23 protein-coding genes and 1 tRNA gene are annotated in these 26258 nt (G+C 36.9%); 6 read left to right on the top strand and 18 right to left on the bottom strand.

All coding sequences use genetic code 11. The features are described from left to right. Nucleotides 1–93 precede the first annotated feature (93 nt). A complete protein-coding gene (locus MTF64_RS12570) occupies nucleotides 94–1950 on the top strand; it encodes an acyltransferase family protein (protein ID WP_248451587.1) in 1857 nt (618 codons plus the stop codon). A gap of 384 nt (nucleotides 1951–2334) precedes the next feature. Next, nucleotides 2335–3482 (top strand): IS3 family transposase gene (locus MTF64_RS12575; RefSeq protein WP_248451588.1). Its coding sequence is split into 2 segments (ribosomal slippage): nucleotides 2335–2572 and nucleotides 2572–3482, totalling 1149 coding nucleotides; the frame shifts between segments, so codons are not numbered across the junction. Nucleotides 3483–3985: 503 nt separating this feature from the next. On the opposite strand, the gene MTF64_RS12580 is transcribed toward MTF64_RS12575, so the two are convergent. The 17 genes from MTF64_RS12580 to MTF64_RS12660 all read right to left on the bottom strand — a co-directional run bounded on the left by MTF64_RS12580 (nucleotide 3986) and on the right by MTF64_RS12660 (nucleotide 21912). Further along, nucleotides 3986–4573, bottom strand: coding sequence for a hypothetical protein (locus MTF64_RS12580; protein WP_248451589.1), 588 nt, complete (start codon nucleotides 4571–4573; stop codon nucleotides 3986–3988). A 79-nt stretch (nucleotides 4574–4652) separates the two neighbouring features. Next, the gene (locus tag MTF64_RS12585; protein ID WP_248451590.1) at nucleotides 4653–6137 is read right to left on the bottom strand and encodes a hypothetical protein; all 1485 of its coding nucleotides are present in this window, start codon (nucleotides 6135–6137) and stop codon (nucleotides 4653–4655) included. Nucleotides 6138–6562: 425 nt separating this feature from the next. Next, complete coding sequence (locus tag MTF64_RS12590) at nucleotides 6563–8623, bottom strand: secretin N-terminal domain-containing protein (protein WP_248451591.1); 2061 nt, start codon at nucleotides 8621–8623, stop codon at nucleotides 6563–6565. Further along, nucleotides 8613–9089 (bottom strand): hypothetical protein, encoded by a 477-nt coding sequence (locus MTF64_RS12595; protein ID WP_248451592.1) that lies wholly within the window; start codon nucleotides 9087–9089, stop codon nucleotides 8613–8615. Before MTF64_RS12595 ends, MTF64_RS12590 begins: the two co-directional genes overlap by 11 nt. After that, a complete protein-coding gene (locus tag MTF64_RS12600) occupies nucleotides 9086–9649 on the bottom strand; it encodes a hypothetical protein (RefSeq protein ID WP_248451593.1) in 564 nt (187 codons plus the stop codon). The genes MTF64_RS12595 and MTF64_RS12600 overlap by 4 nt, the downstream gene beginning before the upstream one ends. Continuing rightward, nucleotides 9639–10748, bottom strand: coding sequence for a hypothetical protein (locus MTF64_RS12605; RefSeq protein WP_248451594.1), 1110 nt, complete (start codon nucleotides 10746–10748; stop codon nucleotides 9639–9641). Before MTF64_RS12605 ends, MTF64_RS12600 begins: the two co-directional genes overlap by 11 nt. 1 nt (nucleotide 10749) lies before the next feature. Then, nucleotides 10750–11634: a type II secretion system protein GspK gene (locus tag MTF64_RS12610; protein ID WP_248451595.1), complete on the bottom strand. Its 885-nt coding sequence runs from the start codon at nucleotides 11632–11634 to the stop codon at nucleotides 10750–10752. Next, nucleotides 11634–12335, bottom strand: a complete 702-nt coding sequence (locus tag MTF64_RS12615; protein WP_248451597.1) for a prepilin-type N-terminal cleavage/methylation domain-containing protein — start codon at nucleotides 12333–12335, stop codon at nucleotides 11634–11636. Before MTF64_RS12615 ends, MTF64_RS12610 begins: the two co-directional genes overlap by 1 nt. After that, nucleotides 12329–12736, bottom strand: a complete 408-nt coding sequence (locus tag MTF64_RS12620) for a prepilin-type N-terminal cleavage/methylation domain-containing protein (RefSeq protein ID WP_248451598.1) — start codon at nucleotides 12734–12736, stop codon at nucleotides 12329–12331. The genes MTF64_RS12615 and MTF64_RS12620 overlap by 7 nt, the downstream gene beginning before the upstream one ends. Beyond that, nucleotides 12723–13133, bottom strand: coding sequence for a prepilin-type N-terminal cleavage/methylation domain-containing protein (locus MTF64_RS12625; protein WP_308200589.1), 411 nt, complete (start codon nucleotides 13131–13133; stop codon nucleotides 12723–12725). The genes MTF64_RS12620 and MTF64_RS12625 overlap by 14 nt, the downstream gene beginning before the upstream one ends. After that, nucleotides 13117–14316 carry a type II secretion system F family protein gene (locus MTF64_RS12630; protein ID WP_248451600.1) on the bottom strand — a complete coding sequence of 400 codons (1200 nt, stop codon included), beginning with the start codon at nucleotides 14314–14316 and terminating at the stop codon, nucleotides 13117–13119. The genes MTF64_RS12625 and MTF64_RS12630 overlap by 17 nt, the downstream gene beginning before the upstream one ends. Beyond that, complete coding sequence (locus MTF64_RS12635; protein ID WP_248451601.1) at nucleotides 14316–15974, bottom strand: GspE/PulE family protein; 1659 nt, start codon at nucleotides 15972–15974, stop codon at nucleotides 14316–14318. Before MTF64_RS12635 ends, MTF64_RS12630 begins: the two co-directional genes overlap by 1 nt. After that, nucleotides 15971–16366: a type II secretion system major pseudopilin GspG gene (gene gspG / locus MTF64_RS12640; RefSeq protein WP_248451602.1), complete on the bottom strand. Its 396-nt coding sequence runs from the start codon at nucleotides 16364–16366 to the stop codon at nucleotides 15971–15973. Before gspG ends, MTF64_RS12635 begins: the two co-directional genes overlap by 4 nt. A gap of 58 nt (nucleotides 16367–16424) precedes the next feature. Continuing rightward, complete coding sequence (locus MTF64_RS12645) at nucleotides 16425–17468, bottom strand: nitroreductase family protein (protein WP_248451603.1); 1044 nt, start codon at nucleotides 17466–17468, stop codon at nucleotides 16425–16427. Beyond that, on the bottom strand, nucleotides 17468–20179 hold the full coding sequence (locus tag MTF64_RS12650; RefSeq protein ID WP_248451604.1) for an SLBB domain-containing protein: 2712 nt from the start codon (nucleotides 20177–20179) through the stop codon (nucleotides 17468–17470). Before MTF64_RS12650 ends, MTF64_RS12645 begins: the two co-directional genes overlap by 1 nt. A gap of 104 nt (nucleotides 20180–20283) precedes the next feature. After that, on the bottom strand, nucleotides 20284–21066 hold the full coding sequence (locus MTF64_RS12655) for a DUF481 domain-containing protein (protein ID WP_029773724.1): 783 nt from the start codon (nucleotides 21064–21066) through the stop codon (nucleotides 20284–20286). A 27-nt stretch (nucleotides 21067–21093) separates the two neighbouring features. Beyond that, on the bottom strand, nucleotides 21094–21912 hold the full coding sequence (locus MTF64_RS12660) for a mechanosensitive ion channel domain-containing protein (protein ID WP_248451605.1): 819 nt from the start codon (nucleotides 21910–21912) through the stop codon (nucleotides 21094–21096). 264 nt (nucleotides 21913–22176) lie between these two features. On the opposite strand from MTF64_RS12660, the gene MTF64_RS12665 reads away from it, so the two are divergent. Next, nucleotides 22177–22252, top strand: a tRNA-His gene (locus MTF64_RS12665). A 459-nt stretch (nucleotides 22253–22711) separates the two neighbouring features. Here MTF64_RS12665 and MTF64_RS12670 read toward each other — a convergent pair. After that, nucleotides 22712–23620 carry a hypothetical protein gene (locus MTF64_RS12670; protein ID WP_248451606.1) on the bottom strand — a complete coding sequence of 303 codons (909 nt, stop codon included), beginning with the start codon at nucleotides 23618–23620 and terminating at the stop codon, nucleotides 22712–22714. Nucleotides 23621–24065: 445 nt separating this feature from the next. On the opposite strand from MTF64_RS12670, the gene MTF64_RS12675 reads away from it, so the two are divergent. The 3 genes from MTF64_RS12675 to MTF64_RS12685 all read left to right on the top strand — a co-directional run bounded on the left by MTF64_RS12675 (nucleotide 24066) and on the right by MTF64_RS12685 (nucleotide 26227). Beyond that, entirely contained in the window at nucleotides 24066–25241 is a 1176-nt protein-coding gene (locus MTF64_RS12675) for a site-specific integrase (protein WP_248451607.1), read from the top strand. Nucleotides 25242–25295: 54 nt separating this feature from the next. After that, nucleotides 25296–25682 (top strand): hypothetical protein, encoded by a 387-nt coding sequence (locus MTF64_RS12680; RefSeq protein ID WP_203985969.1) that lies wholly within the window; start codon nucleotides 25296–25298, stop codon nucleotides 25680–25682. Between the two features lie 68 nt (nucleotides 25683–25750). Continuing rightward, the gene (locus MTF64_RS12685) at nucleotides 25751–26227 is read left to right on the top strand and encodes a hypothetical protein (RefSeq protein WP_248451608.1); all 477 of its coding nucleotides are present in this window, start codon (nucleotides 25751–25753) and stop codon (nucleotides 26225–26227) included. The last annotated feature ends 31 nt before the right edge of the window (nucleotides 26228–26258 follow it).

A 26258-nucleotide genomic window follows, 5' to 3' on the forward strand; every position in this document is an offset into this window, starting at 1 on the left:
CGTATATTATTGTTTTAAAATATTTATAAGGCAATTTAATGTTATTGCCAAATCGTTAGCTTGTATAATCTGGCTTCTTCAAATTAGATAAAGGTGGTTGTTTTGCAGTTTAGGAAAGATATAAATGGACTTAGGGCTTTAGCTGTTATCGCCGTTGTTTTGTACCATTTTAATGAATCTTGGATGTCTGGCGGGTTTGCCGGTGTTGATGTCTTTTTTGTTATTTCTGGTTTTTTAATGACCGCTATAATATTTAAAGGAATAGAGCAGCAAACTTTTTCTATTATTAAGTTTTATAAAGCCCGTGCAAATAGAATAATTCCACCGTTGGCCGTGCTATGTATAGCGCTATTAATTTTTGCTTGGTTTTTTGAGCTTAACTATTCTTTTTCCACTATTTCTAAACATATAATTTCTTCGTTAGGCTTTTTTTCAAATATAACCTATTGGAAAGAGTCTGGTTACTTTGACGCTGTATCCCATGAAAAGTGGCTATTACATTCGTGGTCACTCTCTGTCGAATGGCAATTTTATATACTTTACCCCTTAGTATTAGTTGCAATGAAAAAATTCATGCCTGTAAAAGTAATGAAAGCAAGTATTTTAGTTGCTACGGTTTTAAGCTTTATTTTATGCATTATTGCATCTAACAAATGGCCTACTGCTGCTTATTATTTATTGCCAGCAAGAGCGTGGGAAATGATGCTCGGTGGGTTAGCTTTTCTATACCCTTTGCAAATAAAGGTTGAGCGCAAGAAACTACTAGAATATTTTGGTTTATTGTTGGTGATCAGCAGTTACGTTTTGGTTTCAAAAGAAAGTATTTGGCCCGGCTACTTGGCATTGTTCCCTGCCCTTGGGACGTTTTTTATTATTATTGCTCATCGTGATGATAGCCGATTAATGAATAACGCTGTATTTCAAAAACTAGGTACATGGTCTTACTCTATTTATTTATGGCATTGGCCTTTAGTGGTCTTTATGAATGGCTATTTAATTGATAACACCAAAAATATTCTTTTATTGATACTGTTATCAATTTTGTTAGGTATGATCTCTTATAAATTAATAGAAAAGAAAATATCTGGCTACACCACTGCTGTATTACTATTAACTGCCTTAGCCTCAGCTTTAACCGTGAATGTTTATGACGGTAACTTTGACATGCGAGCAAAATCTCAAGGTACAGACAATCAGTTTATCGAAACCTACAAAAATTATGAAATGGATCCCTCCGGTTTATTTTTAAAATGTAATGCTTCATACCGGATTCTTAAGACTAAAAAGCCCAAAGTTGGAAATGATTGTATCAGCTCAGAGCAAGGGGGTATTTTTCTGTGGGGAGATTCACATATAGGATCAATTTCAACCGGTTTAAGGAAATCTCTTGGGGATAGTATGCCCTTCAACCTATTAACCTCCTCAGGTTGCGCTCCTTCTTTTGTGCATCGTAAGAATGGCTTTGACCGCCATGATGTTGGTTGTGATTACTCTAACGATTTAGCATATCAGGTTGTTTTAGATAATAAACCTGAGATTGTAGTATTGGGTCAACGAGGTTGGCACGAAAAAAACGATTGGGAAAATACAATTAAACAGCTACATTCAATGGGTGTATTAAAAGTTGTAATAATAGGCCCTTTACCGCAATGGAAGCCTTCATTACCTGCCATTTATTTACAAAGGCATAAGGGTGAAGTCTTTATTTCAGACCCTAACTTTGATAAGAGAATTTTAAAGAGTAACGCTTATTTAAATGAGCTCCATGCGCAAAACAAGAATTTTATCTACATAGATATGCTAAAGAACTTATGCTCTTACCGAGAGAGCAAACTTAACTGTAGAGCTAAAATCGATGATACATTGATGGCATTTGACTATGGGCATTTAACAGTTGAAGGTTCTAACTTTGTAGCTAAAACCTATATCCATCCTAAAATAATCAATTAAAATCAGCAGGTTAAACTTTCCACCTTTATATACTATAAACTAAGGCGTTACTTAATGATTTGAGCAACGCCAATTTCCTAATTTATACCAATCCGCTTAATTGAGTGATCTATTTTGAGGTTGGAAAAGCGTGTTGATAATTAGGGCACGCTGGCCTTTGTAGATTAAAATTCATTCAATCTAGGGCAATTAAATCGCGCCGCGAGGTTTGTAACCTAGTGGGCTCGATAACTGCTCCTGCGTTATTCTAATGACTTACATCCTTGTAAGAATAAGTAAAAACCGAGCAAAGCTTCCGCGTCCTGCTCACGCCCCTTACTGGACTTCCCATAGTTTGCTAGACACCCAATGAGTTACATTGTAACTTCTAATTAGAGGTGTTTTATGAGCAAAGGCAAACGGTATACCCAAGAATTTAAAATAGAAGCAGTTAAACAAATAACTGAACGTGGTTATTCAGTTGCTGAAGTATCAGAACGATTAGATATTTGTACCAAAACGTTATATCACTGGCGAAGCCAGTTATCAGAGAAACCCAAACAAACCAAATCATCAGATGAACAACTAAGGATCGCCAAACTTGAGGCCGAGCTAAAACGTGTCACGGAGGAACGCGACATTCTAAAAAAGGCCGCAAGGTACTTTGCCAGCAACCCCGAGTAAAGTACGCTTCTATTCGTGAGCATCAAAATGAGTTTTCTATTGTTGCGATGTGTAAACTATTTAAGCTACACCGCAGTGGCTTTTATGCGTGGTTAAAGAAGCCATTGAGTGACAGAGCAATCGAAGATAATCGTTTGCTTAAGCTTATTAGAGAGTTTTACGTTGCCAGTGGTGGCACTTACGGTAGTCCTTGGATACACGCAGATTTACGTGAAGCTGGTGAGCAATGTAGTGTTAATCGCGTAGCTAAGATCATGCGCCAACATAAACTCAAAGCGCAAATAGGTTATAAACGTCGCCATATTAAAGGCGGTAAAACATCGCGCATTGCAGATAACTTGCTAGCTCGTCAGTTTAATCCTCCTGCGCCGAATCAAACTTGGGTAAGTGATATTACTTATGTGAGAATCTATGAAGGCTTCTTGTATGTAGCAACTGTCATGGATTTATTCTCTAGGCGCATCGTAGGCTGGTCGATGGATAAAAACATGGACAAGCACTTAGTAATTAAAGCATTGCTCATGGCAGTTTATCAGCGCCAACCCAAAGCTGACGTAATGGTACATAGTGATCAAGGAAGCCAGTATGGTAGCGCTGATTACTTAGCCTTTATGAAAGAACATAACCTTGTACCCTCAATGAGTCGAGCTGGGAATTGTCACGATAATGCAGTTGCTGAAAGCTTTTTTGCGACGATTAAAAAGCGAATAGTTAAGCGTAAGATATATTCGACAAGGGAAGATGCGAAAGCTGAGATATTCAATTTTATAGAAATGTTCTACAATCCAAAAAAACGCCATTCACACACAGGCGGTGTTTCACCAGCTAAGTTTGAGGAAGCGTATTTTTCTGAGTTAGAAACTGTCTAGTGAAAGCTGGGAAGTCCATACTTACGTCCATGTAGGCAGCAAAGAACTAATCGTTCCTAGAAAGAACCTAGAGGGCTGCGCATGTTTGGCATTTATGCTGCGTTATCGCCCATTTATGGGGAATAACCATACTACATAGACTCCACGCTGTTCATAAACCAAACACAACACTGTAAATGCAACCATCATAGTTCAACACGCCCTAGCCAAAAAAGTTGCTATTTAGTTGTTCTCGGCAATTGCTACTGCATTGCTCTACCTTCTGTATCCATGCAGTCGTAAATGAGAATTTAATAACGCAGGTAGCGACGCGTTTAGCTCATAAAAGTGATTAAATAACCTGAACTCTGGATAATAAATCTATCTCTAGCAGCTATTTTAAGTGCTAACTGCGTTGAATTTACTTGCTATAGGCTAAATAAAATATGCTAAAAACCTCGTAGCCAGAGTTTAGGTTAAGTATTATTACGATTGGTATTACTTGCTATATAAGGCAGTAAAAACTAAAGGCTAAATGAATTAATAAGTTGCTGGTAATCAGATTTAATCTCACTTTCTACTTTTTTATTTCCGCTCACTGAAAAAGTGATTACTTGATTATTTTTTTTATCAAGTACTGCTAGGTTATGAATAATTTGCTTATTTCCACCTATATCACCTGTAAAGGTATACTCAAAATTGGGGTATTGGCCCTTATAGGCAGCATCATCAGTGCCTACTTTAGTAAACTTTAAGTCTTTAAAGCCATGCTGCATCATGCCTTGTACTGCAGTATTAATAAAACCTTTCCATTCTTCTTGTGAGCCTGTGTACTGTTGACCTACCAAATGTTGGCATATCACATTACTCGCAATGTTGGCGCCTCTGTGTGTACGTACAGCAATATATTGCTTAAGCTTTAGCTCAACGCCTTGAGAAACATTCATGGTTTGTTCTTTTACTTGCGGGTCTGTATTAAAACTCACATCAAATTTGCAGCTATTGTCGCTGCTACTTGCTGATAATACTTTTGCATTTGACGCTTGTGCATAAGCAGCATTCAAGTTTGCAAATGCTAGCGCACATAATAATAAACTTGTTTTTAATTTCATGGTTTCACCTTTTAAACACAAATACGAAAGACAAAAAACCCGGCCTAAGCCGGGTTTTTAACATATTGACTAAGCAATATTATTTTTGTTGTGAGCTAGATACTTCAGTACGACCTTGGTCGTTTTGGCTAACTGCGTATACGCCAACATCATTTTTGAATGCATCAAGGTTGAATGTAAGGCTTAACTTAGTAGATTGACCACCAAGACCAAATAACTCATCCATGTACTTCATAGATAGTTTTTCAACAGTGTCTGGGCGAAGGTTGAAGCCTAAGTCCATTGGACCGTACTCAACACCGTTGTTATCGATAGCAGTTACGATAACATCAACTTCACGATCAATTTCGTTTGCGAAGTGGATGAATGAGTTAGTGCTAGGTGCATTAATTGGCATGTATGGTACGTTTACGATAGTCGCATCAATAGTCCATTTACCTGCATCAACATCATTGTATAGTGGGTAACCACCAGTTGGGATAGCTTTTAAGTTGTTATCAGCGTTGTAAAGTGTAACAGTTGCTTTAACATCACCAGTTACTGGGATTTCTGCAGCTTCATCAGTGTCAGGAGTAGTTGCATCATCTTCATTAGTAAATACTAATTGCTCATCAGCAGCAAGCTTAGTACCTTCAGCACCTGCAGCTGTAGCATAACGCATATCTACAGCAATTGTTTTACCTGCATCGTTAGTTACAAGCGGCGATAAAGCACCTACAGTTCTGCCTGGTGCTGCATCGCTTACGTAATCGATAGCACTACGAGATACACCAGAAAAATCTTCGACGCCGTCAAAGTTACCACTAAATACTACTTTTAGATCTGCACCTAAAAGTGCTAGACCCATAGTCTCGTCATTAGTAAGAGTGTACTCTAGCTCATCAGATTCAATTGAAGTAAAGTTAGTTTCTGACCAGTCAGTTTGATCAGTACGGCTAATAACACCGTCTAATTTTTCATCAATTTTAAAGCTAAACTGAGAAACTTCTTTAGCAAGCTCGCCAACACCAGTTTCGATTACTGAGTCGTCTGGCTTATGCGAGATGTAGTTGATGTTAGATACACCAGCGATAAGTACTTTATCTGCACCATCATCTGAATTATCTGGCTCAACACCAAGATCGTGCTGACCTAGAGTTACACGGAAAGCCGAGTTAGCAGTTAAAGGGTTACCAAGGTTAACTTTAAAGCTAATTGCATCAGTTTCGCCTTTAGTTTGGTCACGATCAAAAACTTTTACGTCATCGAATGTGAAGCTACCAGTACCGTAGTTAAACGCTACGTCACCAGCATAAGCTGTACCGCCACCAACTGTTTGAGTTACATCACCACCTATTAAACCGTTAACATCAACGTTTTTGTCGAAGTTAATAGTGATTACAGATGCTGATGGATGATCTTTATCTACAACAACATCAAACACTACAGTTTGTTCTGTAGGTGCAACGCCTAGTGCAGCACCTTCTTTTGAAAGGTTTAATGCTTCGCTAGAAATAGTTGCAGCTTGTGCACCCATTGTACCCATGATAGCTGTTGCCAAAAGTGCTTTTTTGAATAATTTCATTTTGTTTCCGTTCTCCATAGTTCCATGAAACAGATGTATAACAAAGTTTGCAATACATCGAGATTTTATTGTTCTGACAGCAGGTTGCCAGATCAATGCAAATTTAAGGGCTTATTCAGGTTATGTCAAGTAAATTACCTAATATAGTGAATATTTTATGATTAAAATTAATACATAACATTAACCGCTTACTTACAAAAATAAAGCAGCAAATATATGTATTAAACCCTTATTTAAACTGTACAAATAGCCTAGCAGCTGCTCGTTTATATTAAACCAACGCCTTGTGACTATTTCATTACAGAATTCTTTTCACTTACACCATAAATAAGTGCATATTCGCCTATCGAATATACACCTAAATGTGTAGTTTTTAATTTAAAAGCTAAAAGCCCAATACTCACTAAAATTGAGGTAGTAAAAAGTTAAAAAGAAATATTTTCTAAACCTTTAAGAAAACTCCCTTTAACACGCTCCCAATCTTCGCTATTTTGGACAATTTTAGGCGTTACTAAAATTACTAATTCAGTTTTGTCTGAGCTACTTGTATCTGATCTAAACAAATGCCCAAACAATGGTAAATCACCAAAAAATGGTACTGACGACGCACCGTTAGATTTATTTTCGCTGATAAGTCCACCCAACATAACAGTTTGCCCATTCCCGGCTACAACCTCTGTACTTAATGTTCGTTCAAAAATTGATGGATTGCCAGCAACGCCTGAGCCATCTGTTGAAACATTAGAAATATTTTGTGAAATAGACATAATAACCGTGCCTTGCGCATTTATAGTTGGTGTTACAGTTAGATCAACACCTGTTTTTCTATAAGTTACTTCCGTGGTTTGACGATCACCGCTTATTGGATCGGTTGTAGTACTTCCTACCGTAGGTATATCGTCACCTACACTTATATTTGCAGCCACACCATCACGCACAAGTAATGTAGGGCGAGATAACACATTAACAAGACCATCAGTTTGTGAAAGATTTACGCTAATATTCCCCGGCAAACCTACAATTGAGTAGTTAAAGCCTTCTTCACCGTCAAAGCTAAAGCTTTCTGTACGACTAGACGCTTTTCCGCTCTCAATAGCAAATTGAACTCCTTTAGAGAAAGCACCAGTCAGTTTTACCTCAGCAATAACGACCTCCATCATTACTTGTTTAGGCATAATATCGAGCTGACGAATGATTGGCTGTAACTCTTGAAAGTGCTGCCCCGTGGAGTAAAAAATAAGGGCGTTAGCTCTGCTATCAACCACTAGGCGAACATTATCACCTTCTATTGTTTGAACGCTATTGGCTTCGCCTCTATTACTATTAACAGTACTCGCGCTAGATGTTTCTGAGTTAGTAGATGAGACTCTAGGTGAGCTTGAGGTACTCCCCCCTAGCAAAGGTGCTAAGCTCTCACCTAAATCTGATGCTCTGGCATAGCGCGGATTGTAAATATAAAAACTTTGCTCTGCCCCTGCAACAGGTTTATCTAGTTGCTTTAACCAAAATGTAACTCGGTCAATAACTTCATCGCTACTAGCAAACACAACCACTTTACCTAAATGTTCTAGTGGTACAAATTTAACATTGGTTGAGCGTAACCCACCTTTAGAAACACTAATACCTTCTTGGGCAAGTATTTCTGATACTTTTTCGGTAAACGTTTCTGAATTTATGTATTCAAAGCTAAGAAGCGCGCTTGATTTGTTATACATAAATGGGCTGTCGAGTAAACCAATCAATGATAAAGATCGAATAACTTGTTCGCGCAAACCAACTATAGTTAGTAAGCCTTGGGATGCATCATAGTTTGTTTTTGCGTCAACTAGTTGATTTATGATACTTCGTAAGCCTGCCTTCATATCATAAAGGATAGGAACAAGTTGGACAATTTCACCTGACACATTAGGTACAGAGTCTTCTGTTCTACCAAAACCAAATGCTTTATCCGTTTTAGTATTTGCGTTGTTAGTATGCAAAAAGAAAATACGATCATTTTTTACAATATTGATATTATTCTGAGAAAGTATTTGCTGTGCGAGTAAAAATAACTCTTTGGCAGGTATTTCTTGCTTTAAGTCTAAAGTCACAGGTGTAGCATTAGCTTTAACACTCGCTTCAAGTAGATATGAAACGTCTAGCAGCTCACCAAAGATATAATGAATAAAATCATTAAGTGGTAAAGCATTAACGGATACTTGAAAAGTTTTATTACTCTTTATGCTGTCAGATAAATCTAATTCTAAAGTTAAGCCTTGCTTAGTGCCCGACAAACGCGTCAGATACTCAACATTATTACCTTCGTGTTTATTTTCCGCCTTATTAACTTCCTCAGCTTGAACCTTAGCTTGTGGTTCATCAAGATAAGATGCGTTTACGGTGACACGCTCGGCCTGAACATGCGATTTAGGCTCCAACAATGCACAGCTAGTTAGCCCTAGCATTAACGGAAGTATAATTGTTGTTTTAAATAATCTATTCGACATGGTCACTACGTTCAAAAAGTTTAAATTTTATTAGTTCATCACCTTGAGATAAGGTAATAGCGGAAGCAGTTATTGCTTGAAGAACGACCCCTTCAGAAAGAGCCGCTCCTTCTTGTAACTCGATTAATTCTGAATTAACCGCTTTTAATAATACAAAGGGGTGTTTATCTTTTTTAAAAATCCCTAGTAACTGATAGTTTTTTTCACCAATAGTAATTGTTGGATATGGTGGTTTATGAACTTTGTTATTTTGTGTTTCTGGGGCCGGTTTTTTCTCTTCTTGCTCTTGCAAATAAGCCAACCATTCTTTTTCAACAGGTAAAATTTCCTGCTCTTTTACAGGGTTAATACTTTGTGGGGAAGTATACTTATGCTTTTTATCAGAAGAAGAATGCGCTGATAGCGAAAGACCGTCGAATAAAAGATATACCGTTAACAAGCATAAAAAGCCAATAAACCACTTCATAATGCAACCTCTTTTGCGTTTTGCCACATTACTAAATTTATTTGAATAACCATATTGTTTCTTTTATTACCAGATACTTCTCTGCCGCCAAGAGAGTACTCAGAAATATTAATCACGGGTTTTTGGTGTTCAAATGTTCGTATAGCTTTTAATGCACACTCTGCATTGCCTTTATACCTTGCCTCTAATGTCCAACGAATTAGGCTTTGTTCTACTTTTGAACGACTTTTCCACCCTATGCTATCAATGTTGCAATTTGCATCAGATAATACTGATTCAACTTTTCCTTGTGCTAAAAGCTTAAACTCAGATTCCGAACTTGCAGGAAATAAATATGGTTGAAGCTGCAATAACTTAGAAGAGATTAATTTATCTTGTTCATCTATCTGCTCTTTGACTGAAAGCAAACCTGCAATTTTGTCTGCTTTTTTTTCCATTAACTGAATTTTACTCTGGGTATCAAGCCCATGCTGCCACAGTGGCTCTAAAATAAATTGGGTTATTATAAGAGCCAGAATAAGCAACAAGTAATGCTGGTATTTTATTATTTCATTTTTCATTGGTTGTCGCTAACTTTAACGTCATTACAAAGTAGTCTCTTTTTCCTGATTTTCTTACAGGGCCATTAAATTGCGCACTCGATAACTCTGGTAACTCACTTATTGCAGATAATACCGTTGACGCAGAATTAGCAAAGCCTCGTATCATTATTTCATTAGCGCCGCCTTTAAATTGCTGTATTTCCATACCGGCATTGATTGCCTCATATGCAATTTGAAAGTGACTTAGTACTCTTGGCACGCTTGTGAGTTCATTAGATACATCTGATACGTATCTGTTGGTTTCATCAATATGCTTTTGTTTGGCTAACAAAGTGGAGATTTGTTGATTTTTAGCACTAAGCTTTTCTTCTAAAGTATTATGCTGCAACATAAAGTAGCCATTCATAATCAAAATGAAGAGTGTTGCAGTAATCATTGGAGCCCAATAAATCGCGTGCAACATATTTAGGTTTACGCTTTTTGTGAAGTCGCTAGAGATCAACTTATTAAGCTTTGATAGAGGGTAGTTTTTTAACGTGCTCAGTAACGCTTTACTATACTGGCTACTTTCTAATTGAACCCTTTTGGCATTATCAGATAAACCTACACTGAGAGAGAAAATATCTAGTGAGGAAACTAAACCTCTTTTATACGTGCTATGTGCTTTACCTTCAGCTTGCGCATAAAATAATACTCCCGCTGGCGTATTTAGTTCCATAGCGATACTTTCGCGCTCGTAACTATGTGCTATTAAATCAGTTTCGGGGATCAAAAAACTTTGCGAGAACCTCGTTGATATGAACTCATTGAACTCAATAGTTTTGACATCAAAGCCTTCTTGCTGCTCATTTTTCGAGTAGTTTGTTTTAGTTATTTTATTCTGTTTGTTGCTATTTTGAAGTTTTAATAACTCTTTCAATTCTTTTAACGAGATAGAAGGGTATGTTTGCCATGTCTCTGTATAATACTGCCTGGCAACTATAATAACTTTTGGTGTGTTCTGTATCTCAGAAAAGCCTTTATCTGTTAGTGAAAAAAGTGTTTCGTGGAAGTATGCAACATGGTGATTAAGCCAATCCTTAGATTTCAATTGTTGAATTAAATTATAACTTTTCATATTAATTCCATACTACATTCGTAATTACGACTGGACGAGTTAATGAACGGGCTCTCAGCTTAACAGTAAAGGTTTTTGTGGTTTTTTGTTGCTGATTTTTGGCTGTGAGGGTGATTCTGAGGTTATCACCAGTTAGAAAGCTTAGAAACTCATCTGAATCAATCCCTGTTTCATTGTAAAATACATGTCCATTAAGTTGCTTATTATTACGCAGTTCAATAAGTTTAGCTACCTTTGTATCGTTTTTAATGAAAGACTTTAGTATTTGCTCAGGAGAATGCGCAGGGTTAAAGCCGTTAACATTAGCAACTGTGAAATACTTATACCAATCTTCCTCGGGCAGTATGTCATGGTTTTTTATATAAAAAACTTCTTCAACAGATTGTAACAATCCATTTCTTGGGCCTGTTAGTCCCATTTTTTCGTAATAGGCGCGCTCTGCACCGTTATATTTTATATTATCGTCCTTATCAATCCAATCGGTTAATGAGGCTATAAATTGTTCGCTTAGATTTTTGTCCACTCCATATTGCACAAAAAAATCGTCTAAGGTTGACTTATTCACTTCGTTTAAACTAATTAAGCCATTTAAGTCTTGGATTTGCACACTAACATTGTCTAACGTAAAAGGCTTATTGTGAAAATTCCATTGTCTAACAATCTCATTTTCACTTTGTAAGTTTTTAATTCTAAACTCACTAAGTAAAGTATGAAGAATTTTTGATTCTGCATTTTCAATTTCAATTCTTTGATCTAAAGCTATTTTGATAGCGTCGGTAATAGCTACCTGGTCTTTGCTCGACTGTAATATGTAGATTCCTAAAATACTTAATATCATCGCAATAATAAGTACCTGTATTAATGCAATCCCGCGCTGTAGAAACATTAGACTTCTTCTTGTAGATAGTCGGCTAAAACACTGGAAGCTTGCGTAGGAAGTGAAATTAAAAATCTACTTTGCTCTCCTTCTTTAGCTTTTATATTAATGTATACGCTCACTGGCAGTACTCTTCGCTCTTCCATAATATGTTGTTGATAAAAGCTTGGAGCCCCTTTTCTTTCGTCTTCATCGCCAATTATGTTGGTAAATACTTCTTGCAGGTTTTTCCAGCCATAATACTCAAATGATATATTTTGTAAGTTTTCGAGAAGTATTATTTGATGCTGCCACCTAATTGTATCTGATTGATTTAATAATAAATTACCTCTCATTGAAGCTTCATTATAGGCAAGTGAATATGTATTCTCGTTTTGTAATATTTTAAACTCTACAACAGACGTTTCTTTAGTAAATAAAGGTGAAGTAGTAACAAATATCACTCGATTTTGGTCCCCCGAAAAATACTGTGCTGGTTCATTATTATCAGAGTTAACAATATATGGGAAAGTGGATTCAAAAACCCGAGAAATAGCGTCAAATGCTAAAGTTTGCTGAGTTTGCTGCCAATAAAATTGAGTTCGCTTTTGCCACTTATCAGTAAATAGGCCATACCCATAATAACCAGCAAACAGCACTAACATAAGCAAGGTCATTGCAAGCATTAACTCTATCAGTGTAAATCCTTTTTGTCCCTTTTTATTTACCATGTTGAAACCTCAAATGAAAAGCTTCTTTGTTTATCTCTTTGCTTGGCTGTGACTTGAACAACATATATAGAAAAACGAGGCTCGGGCGTATAGTCATCAAGCTCGCTGAAGGCAATTCGCTTAAAGGAGGTGCGATTCGCTTTCCATTCGTAACTAATATTAAAGAGTGTCATTGCGCCCTCTGCAACTTGAATATTTTTGCCGTTAACCTTTTCGCGTAGACTCGCTTTAATGGCACTAATTGCTGAGGTCGAAGTTTGGTAGTATTGCGAGTTTGAAACAGCTTTAGATGATGAAAGCATTGCGCTTTTAAAAATATCACTTATTAATGCTAAAGCCGAAAATAAAATAATTGCAGCAATAAGCACTTCTATTAATGTAAATCCTTTATCTTTGCTCATAGGGCTTAAACATTCCAATTATTTCATGCTCTTGTTCATTGCCATTTACGACTATTTTAAAATATTTAGGAAACACTGTTGAGCGTGTAGAAACCAGAAAACTAATATTTTGAAAGTGTAACTCTTTAAAATTAATGACTTTTGTTACACCATTAATTTCAATCGTTAAGGCGTTATCGTGTGTATTTACGTGTATTGGATACCCTTGATAATAGGCTTTATAAGCCAGCATTTTAAAAATATGCTGAGTTTTTTCTATTTCGACCAATCGTTGTTGTTGGTTTACATTTTTGTTTAGTAAGGCTCCAGTCAGTCCCATTAACGTTGCTACAATGGCCATTACAACCATCAACTCGATTAGTGAGAAGCCTTTTTGTTTACTAAAAAGGGACATCATTTATAGAAACCATACTCATTAACATGGTTATCACTATGCCACCGACAAAGCCCCCCATAAAAATCAACATAATAGGTTCTAGCATAGTTGTTAATTTTTTTATAACGCTTTCAAGGTCAGCTTTACTGCGCTGGGCTATTTCAGAAAACACACGCGGTAAACGTCCAGTTTCCTCTCCAACTTTAATTATGGATAAAAAAAAGTCAGGAAAAATTCTTGTTTTAGCAAGTACTGCACTTAATAACTTACCAGACTTCAATTGCTTTAAAGCAAGCCTGGCATCACGTTTTAATTCTGGATGTTTGAGAGTATTCGCTGTCAATTCTAGTGTCGTATCTAGTTGTAGCCCAGCCTCCAGCATCATAGCCATCGACTGAGCAAACCGTATTCTTTCTGCCGTGAGTATAACTTTACCGATGCCAGGTAAGTGAGAAACCTTAACATAGAACCAATTTTTTACGTTCGGGCGCTTTAAAGCATACGCTAATCCAGTTATTACAGAAATGACACCTGAAATAATAATCACTTGATAATCAACAAAAAAGTTACTTACGTTAATGATCATTTGCGTGTACCAAGGTGCTTGGCTTAAGTCAGTAAAAATACCTGACATTTTTGGTACAATGAATGTAAGCACAAAATACACAGCCATGATACAAACAAAAAATATTACGCTTGGGTATGTAAGCGCTGTACTTATCTGACTGCGTAAGTCTTTTTGAAACTTTAAATCATTAGATAACCTATTCAATACCTCAGGTAAATTCCCTGAACTTTCACCTATTTTAAGTAAGTTGATGTATAAAGGCCCAAATAGATCTTCGTGCTCTGAAAATGCATCACTCAATGAAGCACCTTTTTTAAGTGCTGACGAGATTTGACTGAGTAAACGACTCAAAGCAGGGTGAGCATTGGCCTGTTTAATAATATCTATACCACGGTCTACTCTTATTCCACTTTCTAATAATAGTGATAGCTCGCTGGTAAAAAACTCTAGCTGATCCAGTGTGACCTTTTGCCCAAATAAACTAGCTAAACTGCTTTCTTTTGCTATCGCATTTATAGATAAAGCATTTAACCCCTGTTCTAGAAGCTTTGAATAAGCATCAGATTTACTATTAGCAGAAATAGCCCCTTGGTGCCTTGCCCCTTGACTATCTATAGCTTTGTATTCAAATTCCATTAGCCTGCTACTCTGAGAACTTCATCTATCGTTGTAACGCCGGTTATGACTTTATACAAACCATCTTGCATCAAATTACGACGCTTTAATTTCTGGTTATGTTCTTTGGCTTTACTTATAAATTGATCGTTTTTAGGTATTTGCTTTATTGTATCATCACAACTTAGATATTCATTTATCGCTATTCGGCCCTTAAAGCCAGTGTGATTGCACTGTTCACAACCTACTGGTTGTTTAATATTTATCTCAATACCTGCATTAAGTGCAACTTCCTCTATAGGGTACTTATCAAATAGCATTTGAGCTCCCTCAAGAGGAGTAGCACAGTGCTGACATAACCTTCGGGCTAGACGCTGAGCAACTACCGACACTAACGCTGCATTTAACAAAAACTCTTCTACACCTAAATCTAATAATCGAGTATATGCACTAGCCGCATCATTCGTATGTACTGTACTAAATACAAGGTGACCTGTAAGAGCTGACTGAAGAGCTATACGTGCTGTTTCAGCGTCACGAATTTCACCCACCATTATTATGTCTGGGTCTTGGCGTACTATTGAACGCAAACCTGCCGCGAAGTTAAATCCAATCTCATTATTTACTTGAACTTGGTTTACTCCCTCTAGTTGGTATTCTACAGGGTCTTCTAAGGTAATGATCTTTACATTTGGGCGATTTAGTTCATTTAAAAAAGTATATAACGTTGTTGTTTTACCTGAACCAGTTGGTCCTGTAAGTAAAATCACCCCTGTGGTTTTTTTTAAATCTTCTTGTATTAAATGCTGTGTGTCATTAGATAGTCCTAAAACCGACATATCATAGCGTATTGATTCTTTGAGTAGGAAACGCAGAACAATACTTTCTCCATCATTTAAGGGAAGTGCCGAAACACGTATATCAAGCTCTTGGTTTGCTATCCGCATTTCTATTTTACCGTCTTGTGGACGCCGCTTTTCAGCTATATCCATCCCTGATAGTATTTTTAATCGCGTGGTTATTGGCAATTGCATTTTGGGAGCTAACTTATCTACCTCATGCAAAACTCCATCTATTCGATAACGTACCCTAAAGTGCCCCTTATGTGGCTCTAGGTGCATATCAGACGCACCACGAGCTAATGCTTTAGTAATTAAAGAATTAAGTAAATTTACAGTCGGCGCTTCTGAGGCTAGCTCTCTTAATCTAGCTTCCTCGTCTCCGGTAAGCTCATCATCATCTATATTTGATTCTGTATGACTCTGAATTTCATAGAAGTAGGTCTGTAATTGTGACTCTGTAGCGACAAATATTTCAAAGTTAGTATCATATCGTTGAAGGTATTGCGCTAAATTTAAAGATAAAGGGTCTTTACATGCTAGCAACCAAACACCGTCAACTTCACCTATAAGTAAACAATCCAATGCTTTGAACTCTTGCAATGTAGAAAGCTCAGTGAAGTCTGGTAGTTGCCAGCCAGGGTATTTATCAGGTACGAACAGGGGATACCCTAAAAGCTGGCTATATAGTGGTGCTAAATCCTCTTCAGTTAAGCAACCCATATTTACCAAAATTTGCTCTAACCTACCGTCATATCGATTCTGGTAGGATTTCGCCTTATCCAAGTCAGCTTGTGTTATCTTAAACTGAGATGTTAATAGTTGCGCCAAATCTATCATTTGTGGACGATATCCGCACTTTCATCTGTACCACCTGGCTCACCACCCAGACCATAGCTCATAATGGTATAAAGTGAATCATTATCTCCTGGCGCTTTGTAAACGTAACTATTGCCCCAAGGATCTAGAGGAATATCTTTAGGTAAATAAGGGCCGTCCCAATTTGGTTCATCGCTTTTTCTAAGCGCATCGAGTGTAGGTGGCACTGTCCCCATATCTAAACGATAAGTATCTATTGCAGTTTCAAACATTTGCATTTGGGCAATTGCTGTTTTAATTTTAGACGAACTAACCTTGGAAAATAGTTTAGGTGCTATCAACGAACCTAATAAACCTAAGATAATTAGTACAATCATTAGCTCCATCAAGCTAAATCCCTTATTTTTTTTCATTACATACTCCATTGATTTAAACTATTCTATCTAGCAATAATTTTATATTTAAATAACGCTATAACCCTATAACTATATTCTCAGAAGGTTTTTTTTCTGAGTAGGCTATATAACCAGTTTCATCAGGGTAGCCAACTGACATAAACATTACTACACGTTTATATTGTGGTAGTCCTAATAACTGACTCACCTTACGATCGAGTGTGTGCAATTCAGGCCAATTAATCGGACAGCTTGCTAAACCTAGTGTTTCGATTGCAAGCATAAACTGCATACTAGCGAGTGCTCCATCGATATAAATTACATGTCGATCACGAGCCTCGGGATAATATGATAAGTCTCCAACAACTGCTATTAAACATGGTATGTTACTTGAAAAACCTGCGGTTCCACCCGGTAAATCTACTAATTTAGATAACAGCGGCTGACTTTGAATGGTGTAAAACTCATACGGTTGCCTATTACAAGCGCTGGGTGCCTGAAGAGCAATTGCTGCTGCTTGATGAATTTTTTCATTCTCAACGCTTTTATTTTTATACCAACGAGTTGATCTTCTAGATGAGCATAACTTCATTAACTGTTGGTAATTGATATCGTGAGTGGCCTTATTAGCTTGCACATATGGAAGCTTAACCTCTTGATCTGCACTCATAGAATTTTCTATTTGAGAGTAGATATTATATGCATATGATATTTTAGGATGAGTACAATCAACAACAGAAAAATATTCATTCAGCACTGAGTTAGCCCAGTCTAATTCTACTTTACTGAAACCACCAACTTGATTAGTGCTTTTATAAACTTGGATCGTTTCCAATAAATAGTCTAAGGCAAAAACATCTCTTCTAGGGCGCATTATTAATCCTTTCTCAAGACGATGTATATTACGCCTTAGTAATGCGCTACTTTTACCATGTATACCATTATTATTTTTGTAAGCTAATTTAGCTTGTAAGATTGCTTTATGCTCATAGTAAAAATCCCTTGAGAAAAAAGTAAAATATAAACTAGACGTAAATGCACTTTTTGCACATAAAGGTAATACTAGCTTCTGGAAACTTTGTATTAAAAGTTTCACTTTATTTATTAAAATAGATTTCATTATAGTGAACCAACCGCAGCAACAGCTATACCCATTTGATATAATATTTGCGTTGCAGTACTCCATAGGGTTAAGTTATCAACATGCTCTGTATTTAAAGGAACAACAATTGTATCTCCAGGCTCTAATAAGTCGGCATGTTCGGCAGCGAACCAAGAGCTGTTATTAGGAATTTTGACTAGACCGCTAGCTTTTATAATATAGATACGATCTTCATCAGCTCGTTGCTTTATACCTCCACTTCGCTCGATATAGTCTTCATAAGATAATGACTCATCATAGATATGAGAACTTGAAAAGTTCACTTCACCCACTACATTGACACTATTTTGTTTACTAGGAATATACAACATATCGTTATTTTCAAGTGGGATATCTATATTACCATTGACAATAGCAGGTAAATCAATAACTAAACGACCAACAGCTTTAACTTTTGCTAGGTCATTAATCAGGCTATTCATATCTTCATAGCTTAATGAAGAATCTGTGATTGAATTATTAAAGCTTTTTGATGCAATATCTCGACGTAGGTCTTCAGATAATTTATCTAACTGTTGTTGCTGCTGGACACGAAGATTTTCTCGTGTAAAGACAGCTGCTTTTGAATCCGAGTATTGAGTAAACCCGCCGGCACGTTCTATTACCTCACGTAAACTTTCTCCTTTACGAATGTCGTATTCACCTGGGAATTTTACCTCTCCATACAGGCTAACTTTTAATTCTTTTTGCCAGTTTGGTATTGGATATATATTAATAGAATCTTTACTTTCGATTTGAAAACTTTTGCTAATTGAGTCGCTATTAGCTTTACTAAGGTCCAAACTAATATGATCTAACATGCCGGTATTTTCCGGAGTAAACCTAGTAATCTCTGCACTCTCTATATAAGCAGATTCTTTCAACCCACCAGCCGAAGTAATAGCTTTATTAATATTTGCGTTTACTGGGAGAGGATAAAGCCCGGGATGATATACTTCCCCACGAATTGCATATACTTTTAGAGTACTTTTATTACCAGCTTGTTGATTAAGCTTTGCAAGAATAGGTTTCAATAGTCGCTGTCTGCCAAAATAGGAGAGTTCATCTTCTTTTAGTTCAGTATTTTGTTTTAGTATTTCGGCAATTGGTGATAACTTTTTATTTTTTTCTTCTAACTCTTTTTCAACCTGCTCAGCTAATTCTTTATCTAGCTTTCCATCGAGATCAATGAACTCATAGAACTTTTGCTTTTCATACTCAGTCCACATTTTCATTCTTTCACGAAGCTGTATTTGCTCTTCTGTTAAAGCGAGTGTATTAAGAGCGATTTCCTCTTCTTCTTTTGATTGAAAACGGCTAAATATAATAACTTTATCGCGAGCTTGAAGCTCAATGTCTTCACCCTTTAGGTGGGTTGAAGCTTTTACTGGAGAAAATTGATGTACTTCAATATCACCTTTTAAATTTGTCTCTCTGACTAAGATTGCGTATTCATAATCAGCTACAGGTAACAAATCACTTTTAATCGAAGAAAATAAATTGCTAACCGTATCGCCTTGCTTCCATGCATAATTGCCTGGATAAGTCACAGCACCAATTAATGTGACCGCATCATTTAACTCTTCGCTAGATGAAGGAACTTTAAGTTTATCTCCATTTTTAGCAATATAATTTACGTTAGGTTTCGTTAAATCAATCTGCAAAATGGTTTTAAAGCTGTTACCGGTATAACGTTCAACAATCGTTTTCTGTGGATATGCAGAACCTTTGAAACCTCCAGCCATCTCAATTAAGTCTTTCGCGCTCTCTCTTTCTTTAAGCTCAAAAACTGCGGCTCTACGGACTTCCCCTTGTACGGTTACTTGCTTGCCTACTGGAGGTATAAAAACAACATCCCCTGGTTTTAAAATCAGATCAGCAGAGCTATCCCCTCTAATAAGTAAATCATATAAATCTAAGGATTGAATTGTTTTGCCGGCCCGTTTAAGCTGAATATTACGTAACGAGCCTATTTCCGAAATACCACCACTAACAAATAAGGCATGTGTTATTGATGACAACGCAGGAACAGTGTAAGCACCAGGTAAATGAGCTTCACCTAAAACCATGATTCGGATACTTCTAGCTTTCCCCATGGAAACGAAAGATTGAACACCAATCATTTCCTTTTCTACCTTCGCTTTTATTAGCTCAACGACTTCACTGTATTGCATGCCAGCAACTGTAACAGGTTCGAGCTTACCGATTATTAAACGACCCTCTCGGTCTATCTCCACTTCTTCACTAGAAGTGTCTGTTCCGTAGAGATTCACTGTAAAAGTATCACCTGTTCCTACAATGTAATCATTAGGAACTAAAGCGTTTTCTGACGGCGTAAAAGTGGTTGGTTCACCAGAAAAAAGCTCATAACCAAATGGCTTGGGTTCATCTATTTCAGGTTTATATTTCTCTTCATCTGTTTTAAATTCCTCATCGTCACTGCTAGCATTCCTAGGTAAAACAGACTGTGTTGGTAGTTCATTTTCAAAGTTTGAGTTTGTATTCTCTTTTAGAGCATCTAAGTCAATACCATATTTTTTAGCCAGGGCTTTTTGCTGCGACTCAGGTAGCTTTTTAAACTGCTCTAATTGCTGTTCAGTAGGTTTAACACTTTGCTCTGCGCTTAAAGCCAAAAAAGGTAGCAATACGCTGATTAATAATAACACTGAAAATAATCTAGTTAACTTCACAAAGTTCCCTTCCTAAAAATAAAGATAGCCGCGGCATACTACACCATTTTTTAGGTAAAAAAAATGGGTAAGCAAAGCTCACCCATTATTAAAGTTTGGTGTTTTTAAAAACTATATACTAACGTTAATGACGTCTCTGTATCTGTGCTTTCTTCGTCATCAGCAACATCTGAGTTGTTGGTAACATTAAAAGCGACTTTCATTTGCAGCGAGCCATTTATTTTTGCTAGCAATGCAGTTTCTGAACGCGTTTTGGTGTTTGAGTCACCGTACTCAACTGATACAAGTTGAGTAAAACGTGCGCTATCTGAAATCTGCCAGTTGTAATCAAGTTTACCTAAAGCAATTACTTCACTGTCGCTTTCGCCTGCAAGTAGGTTACCGTCATCATCAACTTGCGTGCTGTCGTCTGAGTATTCAAAAAATTTGTAACCCGGACCAAACTCTGCATTTAACCACATATCTGGTTGGTCAATTAAACGTAAGCCGTAACCCGCAGAAATTACAGATTCAGTTCTATACGCGCCAAAGTAGTCTGAAACGTGTGAACCATAAATGAATAAATGAGAATTCTTTTCATTTAATTTGTAATTACCTTGCGCAGATGCAGAGTACTTTTCGTTCGTACGCTGTTTGTCTTTATCGCCGTTGTCATCTTCTACTTCATCTTCTTTATAGATGCCGTCGATTTTGTACTCGTTATTCCAGTTTTCTAGGTGATGTAATACCTTTAAACCGCCTTTTAACGTTGTAGTTTCAGTGTTACCACTAGTGACAATAGCACCTAGCTCGCTTGTTACTTCCCACGTTTTTTTCTCAGCGTCTTCTGCGAATGCGTTAGTTGCAGCAGAGGCTGCAACTAAAAGTGTTAAAAGCTTTAATTTCATTAAAAATAACCTATTTAGTACTTTGAATTAGTCTTGCTTGTGTAAATGTACATCCATTTGCGGATATGGAATTGCAATATCTGCATCATCTAATGCAATTTTTATGTTCTCTAATAATGACCAGTAAGTCGGCCAGTAATCACCTGAGTTTACCCAAGGACGGACAATAAAGTTGACGCTTGAGTCTGCAAGTTCAGAAACTGCAACAGTATATGCTGGATCTTTAAGTAAACGAGTCTCTGCGTCAAGTACTGACTGTAATACTTCTTTTGTTTTACGTAAGTCAGCATCGTAGCCTACACCAATTACTAAGTCGATACGGCGAGTAGACTCACGCGAGAAGTTAGTAATTGCACCAGACATAATTTGTGAATTTGGTACGATAATTACTTTGTTATCTGGAGTGCGAAGCTCTGTGGAGAATATTTCGATTTTTTTAACTGTGCCCATTTTACCGCCAGCTTCAACAAACTCACCAGATTTAAATGGACGAAGCAATATAATAAGTACGCCAGATGCAAAGTTAGACAGCGAACCTTGCAGCGCTAAACCAACAGCTAGGCCAGCCGCACCTAAAATAGCAATAAACGAGGTTGTTTCTATACCGATTTGCGAAAGTGCCATTAAAATAGTGGCAGCAAATACGATGGCATAAACTATACTCGATACAAATGAGCCTACAGCTTTATCAACTTTCTTTTTATCGAATGTTTTTTCTGTTAAACCTGCACAAAACTTGGCAATACGGCTACCAAGTAAAAAGATAACAAGCGCAATAACTGCTTGAATACCGTAGTGTAAAATTAGGCCTGAATTTTCGTTTAGCCAAGTAAGTATTGAATCCATAGTAACTCCAAATAGTTTTTATTAAGCAATTTCCCGCAAGTGAGTATACATTAATTTACATTTTATTCTCATTAAATAGTAAATTATCACTACAAATAGTTTTTTATTGTCAGCGCTAATACGCTACACACTCTTTATGAACCTTTACTGATAGTAGGCAATTTTATGAAATATTTATTTTTTTTTGATTTTTTTTAATTTTAGGCTTCACAACATTTATAATATTATGTATTATGCGCGCCACACCAAACGAGGTGTGTAGTGGCGGTTGTAGCTCAGTTGGTAGAGCCCCGGATTGTGATTCCGGTTGTCGCGGGTTCGAGCCCCGTCAATCGCCCCATTTTTTCTCCCTTCCTAATCTTTAAAACCCTTTACGTTTCAGTAAATTAAATCCAATAACATTTATATTTATCAATATCTAAAATTTTAAGTTTTTTCTCCGACTATTCGCTCTGGTACATATCCTGTGAGTCACTAGGTACACTTGCTTGCTTTACATTACTATTGCGTCTAATAACTGACATTAACCCTAAACATTAACATACCCTGATTAACTTCTACCATACAGCTTTTTTAGGTCTGCTTCCGGTCCTAAAAATCTTACACGTGTTAAATTTTGTTATACCGATACTGATTCAATACTGCTATGCACCTCTGGGATATAGCCACTAGCTAGAACATTTACAAATGAGCGAGTTATATTTAACCCGCCACGAGCAGAAACGCTTTAGAGGGAAAGGATTGTTCTTGCCAGTTCCAGGCTTTTGTGAATATTAATCCCTCTTACTAATACGACTCCTTATTCAAATAGTTTATCATAAGTAAACTCAATAAAATCACCTGAATTTTCTGGTGATTCGTAAATGAACCCAAGCTCTAAATCTATAACTTTATCCATATTCTTAAAAAATTCAAAGTCTGTATCAGTTGGTTCAAAACCGCCAGATACTACAATCAACTTTTCACCTTGTTTTTGTATATCAGGATGGAGTGTGTATCTTAAAAGCTGACCAACGGCCATCTCTATATTTTGAATTACGGAGTTAGTGTACTTAAGCTCTGCAACTACATACTTATTATCTTCTGTATAAACAACATCTCTTCGAAATAAACCATCTGTATCTTGAGAGCGAGCGTGTATACCTTTTGAAGCTTTCAGCCAATTAACAAATCTCCTCTCCATTTCTTGTTCACGAAGAACAACGGAGGTAAATTCTGATAATTTTCGCCTAATTATTTTAGCGTCTGCATTATCGCTCCAAATATCTGTCGAGCATTTAGCAGAAGGAGCTCTAAAACCATCAAACTCAAACCTATCAAGGATTTTATCAATATTAGCTAAACATGGTTGAATGTCGGTAGCATTTATAGGGATGTAATAGTCAAAAACATTATCAACCTCTTTAACTCTTATTACGCAATCACTAGGTAGCTCACCTAGAGCAATATTGATAAATTCTTCATTTACAACTTTAGAGCTATTTAATGGTGCAAACCTTATGCGAACATTATTCTTATTTGGTGTAACAGAAACCCTTCCTTTAGATTGATTCATACCAAACACTAACTTCACAGTGGCATCTTTTCGCCATTTAGTTGAGCCTGTATAAAATTGAGATAGATGAATATCCAATACCATACATACTTTTTTGTACTTTGGATTAGCATCAAACCAAGCTTTTGCTTTCTCAGTTGCTGTATTTGACATTATTTTCCTTAAATTTTTCACAAAAAAAAGTTCTATTAATTATATCGAGTGTTTTTGCTCTCAAAATATCAATAATGCAAGCGCTCTATTACCAAATATTCTGCTCAGATAAACCAGCCTTACAACCCACCTCCCACCTAGAAAAAATTGGGTGAACCAAAGATTTAAAATGTTTGCAAAAAACAACAAGCCTCAATTGGCTTTATTAAATCCTTGTGGGAAGCATTCATTCTGGCTCTATAAAACTATCCCAAAACTTTCCTAGCTACACAAGCTAAGTCGACCAAAAAACACTACGAACCTTCGTCTGCTTTGTTGGGCTAGCTCTGCAGTATAAAATCAATACAGCTACCCCTTTATCGCTCTTTTGATTTACAGATAAAACCGAATTAGCTATTACTTTCAAACATATATTAATTCTTTGAATATATTCCGGAGAATTATTATGAACAAACGATTCAAATTCACAGATAAGCTCATTCAATCACTACCTGCACATATTCGTGACTCCCGTGCAACTGAAGCTGAGTATAGCGACACTGATATTACAGGTCTAAAGTGCCTTATTGGGAAAACAGGGAATCGTCGATTTCTGTTTAGGTACACCTTTCATAGTCGAAAATACAGTATCTCGCTTGGTAAGTTTGGCGATATAAAGGTATCTGATGCCAAGCGTATTGCTCAAAAACACCGAGTCACATTGTTAGAAGGTCGTAATCCCAAAGTTGAACGGGATGAGCATGCCCACATGACTTTGAATGACTTTTTCGTCAACCATTACCTACCCCTTGTACGTAAACGAAAGCGAACATGGAAAGATGATTTATACCGCTGGCAACGTATTATTGAACCACAACTCGGCTCGACACTTCTTTGTGAATTAAGAACGCTTGATGTGCAAAGGCTACATATTGAACTTGCCGATACTAAGCATAAATATGGAAAAACCTATGCTCCTGCAACCTGTAATCAAGTGCTATTAATATTAAAGGCCATTACACGGTATGCATTAGAAGCTGGAGTTATTGACGAAGATGTCTGTAAGCCAATTAAACTCTATAAGTTAAACAATGCTAGGACGCGCTTTTTAACTAAGTTTGAAGTAAAGCGCTTATTAAAAGAGTGTAAAGCCTATTCAAATAAGGTCATTGCAGGCTACATTGCTACATTAGCGCTAACAGGCCTTCGGTGCTCTGAGGTATCAAATATTAAAGTAAAGGATATGGATATTAAAAATCGTGTCATTCATATTCCCCATACTAAAAATGGTAAACCCAGGACGGTCTATATAACGGATACCTTGCTTGGCTTTATTGGTGCGATACCCCTTCAACGTAATAACCCTTATTTATTTGCCAGTAAGGTTGAAGGCAAACCTTTAAAAAGTGTACGTAAAACTTTTAAGAAACTATTAGTAAATGCCAAGATTGATCCAAGCGATGTATGTCTTCATACACTGCGTCACTCGGTAGCATCAAATCTTGTCAGTGCTGGGGTAAGTCTTCGTCTTGTTCAAGAGCAACTTTCTCATGCATCAATCGTGAGCACACAACGTTATGCAAAGCTTACCTCTGAATCAATGAGAAATACTAGCGAACAACTTGCTCACTTATTTAAATAACCCTATCTAACCATAGAGCCCATCCAATCGGATGGGCTTTTTTTGTGGAATTTTATGATGAGAATCCTAACTGAATACCCAACCAGTTTAAGTATCGGCTTTGACGAGCTCACTAATAAAGCGCTGTTAGAGCACATTAATGAACCATTTACTAACGAAAAGGAGGCACTATCATTTTGGCAAAACACATCGACTTTAATTATTGTCATTGAACCTTTGGATGACTACCTCCCCCTTTTGCACTGCTTTAATAAGCGTCTTATTTTGCTTATACATGAAGCCCTTGAATACCCCGAATATGAGGAGCCACTATCTGATGAATACCGGGTCAATTTAACCGTATTTAATGATGATGGGAGTGGTCTATATCTCGTTTATCCAACAACCCGTAAGGAACAATTATTCAATGCTGTTAACGCTATTAATAACCCAAACCTGTGACGCAGATAAACCTATTTTTATTCGCGTTCTTTCAAATCACATTCTTAATTTAATAACTCGAGGTAACTATGAAAACACACTCTAAAAAAGACGTACAAGATAACGTTCAAGACAATATTCAAAATGATGACTATACAACGGTATTGGTAGGGTTAGCGAAAAAGTTATCGCCTAGCTCAACAGGTTTAATTGGCTATGAGGTCGCTAAAGACTTGAAGAGTAATGTGCTCTATATCAGGCTGACAAGTAATTCAGATGGCGGCTTATTCTCTAAAGAATGGATAAAGTTAGATGAAATTTATGATCTAATACAGAAGCTTGGTGATAAGCCATTTAACTCATCCGTATTTAAAGCGCTATTTCAAAGCGGCTCTGCCAACAATACATCATTCATTGCAGCAGTGCTTCGCCATGAAGAACTTGCATTAATTCAACCCACGGAGAAAAAGGTATTTCTGCACTTAGCTAACCCCCTCATTGTTAATCAACAAGACCGGATTGCTAAGCTTAAACCTTTAGCAACACCTAATAAGGTGACTAAGTAACTTTAGTCATAACAACGTTTCATACACCCTT

This window comes from Pseudoalteromonas sp. 2CM41L (assembly GCF_023161905.1).
GTDB classification, from domain to species: domain Bacteria; phylum Pseudomonadota; class Gammaproteobacteria; order Enterobacterales; family Alteromonadaceae; genus Pseudoalteromonas; species Pseudoalteromonas atlantica.